Origin of the sequence: Streptomyces sp. SID5910 (assembly GCF_009862125.1) — a bacterium.
Lineage (GTDB): Bacteria > Actinomycetota > Actinomycetes > Streptomycetales > Streptomycetaceae > Streptomyces.
This window is the reverse complement of record NZ_WWHX01000609.1, coordinates 1-242: the sequence shown is the minus strand read 5'-3', so window position 1 is coordinate 242 and position 242 is coordinate 1. Positions and strand designations below refer to the sequence as shown.

The 242-nt window shown below is 76.4% G+C and carries 1 pseudogene; it reads right to left on the bottom strand.

Annotated features, from left to right (window positions below):
- Window positions 1-242 (bottom strand): annotated as a pseudogene (locus GTW67_RS21155) (DNA polymerase III subunit gamma and tau); the annotation flags it as partial.

Here is a 242-nt window from a genome sequence, read left to right as displayed (position 1 = left end):
GTGGGGCTCGCGGCACCGGCGGGACCGGCGTGCGCCTCGGGCCCGGGCACGTACCCCATGGCAGGCGCCCCGGCACCCGCCGAGAACTGCACCCCGCGCTCGATCCGGTCCAGCCGCGCCATCACAGACCGCTCGTCGCCGTATGCCGCGGGCAGCAGCACGCGCGCGCAGATCAGCTCCAGCTGGAGGCGCGGCGAGTGGGCGCCGCGCATCTCGGTGAGCCCCTCGTTGACCAGGTCGGC